The following is a 1,688-nucleotide window of genomic DNA, read 5'->3' on the forward strand; positions in this document are numbered from 1 at the left end:
CGATGCCGCCGATCAGGGCATGTGACGAACTCGACGGGATACCGAGGAGCCAGGTCAGCAGGTTCCAGACGACGCCGCCCACGAGGCCGGCGAAGACCAGTTCCAGCGTCACGATGTTGGAGTCGATCAGGCCCTTGGCGATGGTCGCGGCGACGGCGGTGGACAAGAAAGCGCCCACCAGATTCAGCACCGCCGAGAGCGCGACCGCCGCCTTGGGCTTGAGTGCACCGCTGGCGATCGAGGTCGCCATCGCGTTGCCCGTGTCATGGAAGCCGTTGGTGAAATCGAAAGCCAATGCCGTGATTACGACAATGATCAAGAGGAACAATTGGATGTTCACAGCGCCTGATTCTGGTGGTAGGAGGATTCCATTGTCGAATGCTGAGGCAGTCGAAACGCGGGTGTACCTTGACTCGTCGCCAGATGTTACCTCTCAGTTAACCGGAATTACCCCGCCGTTCACCTCGGGTGTCACGCCGTAGCGGGTGGTCGGAGGGTATTTCGAGGAATATCAGGGTGATCCCGTCGGGGTCGGTCACGTGCATTTCGTAGAGGCCCCACGGCTCCTGGCGTGCCTCGCGCGCGATGGCCACCCCCCGGCCGCGGAGCTCGGCCTGGGTCGCCTCGATGTCGCGGACCTGCAGCCACAGCGCGCCCGGGAAGGGTCCGCGCGAGTGGTCCGGGGAGCCGTAACCGGCCAGTTCGAGCAGCGACTGCCCCGCGAAAAAGACTGTGCCCGCGCCGTATTCACGCGCTATCGCCAGGCCGATCTGGTCGCGGTAGAAGGTCAGCGACTGCTGATAGTCCGCCGGCCGGAGCAACATCCGACTGGCCAGGATCTCCATAGCGTCGTGTCTATCACAGTGGCCGGGCAAAACGGCCCGTAGCGGCGGCCGGGTCAGCCGTCGTTATTGCGGTTGGGCTGGATGCTCTGGCGCTGCATGACGGCGTTGACCCAGCGCGGGCCGAACGTGTCCAGCGCCTTGGCGGCGATCGCCATCCGCGGTGCGATGCGCACCGGGCGGGTGCGGGCGGCGGTGATCATCCACTCGCCGGCCTCCTCCGGCGTCAGCGCCGGCATCCCCTGGTAGGCCTTGGTCGGTGCGATCATCGGGGTGGCCACCAGCGGGTAGTACAGGGTGCTGGAGTGCACGCCCTTGTCGCCCCACTCGGTTTCCACCACCCGGCTCACCGTCGACAGCGCGGCCTTCGAGGCGTTGTACACCGCGAACAGCGGTGAGGCCTCCGACAGCACGCCCCACGTCGAGACGTTGATGATGTGCCCGTCGCCGCGCTCGATCATGCCCGGCGCCAGCCCGCGGATCAGCCGCAGCGGCGCGTAGTAGTTGAGCACCATCGTCCGCTCGACGTCGTGCCAGCGTTCCAGCGACTCGGCCAGCGGCCGGCGGATGGACCGGCCGGCGTTGTTGATCAGGATGTCGATTCCGCCGAGACGCTTTTCGACGTCGGCGACCAGCGCGTCGACGGCGTCCATGTCGGAGACGTCGCACGGGATCGAGATGGCGTCACCGCCCGCCGAGGTGATGCGGTCCGCGAGCGCGTCGAGCAGCTCCTGGCGGCGCGCCACGACGACCACCGTGGCACCCGCCCGGGCGAACTGTTCGGCCGCGGCCTCGCCGATGCCCGACGACGCCCCGGTGAGCAGGATGCGCTTGCCGGCCAGTTCG

General features: G+C 67.1%; 3 protein-coding genes. All 3 read right to left on the minus strand.

The window, feature by feature from the left end:
* Positions 1-340 (minus strand): inorganic phosphate transporter (locus A5659_RS16835; protein WP_197498041.1); only part of this gene is annotated, 340 nt, incomplete at its 3' end.
* A gap of 97 nt (positions 341-437) precedes the next feature.
* Positions 438-845: a VOC family protein gene (locus A5659_RS16840; RefSeq protein WP_066873293.1), complete on the minus strand. Its 408-nt coding sequence runs from the start codon at positions 843-845 to the stop codon at positions 438-440.
* A gap of 53 nt (positions 846-898) precedes the next feature.
* Positions 899-1,688 (minus strand): SDR family oxidoreductase (locus A5659_RS16845; RefSeq protein ID WP_067182744.1); only part of this gene is annotated, 790 nt, incomplete at its 5' end.

This window comes from Mycobacterium sp. 1165196.3 (assembly GCF_001673415.1).
Lineage (GTDB): Bacteria > Actinomycetota > Actinomycetes > Mycobacteriales > Mycobacteriaceae > Mycobacterium > Mycobacterium europaeum_A.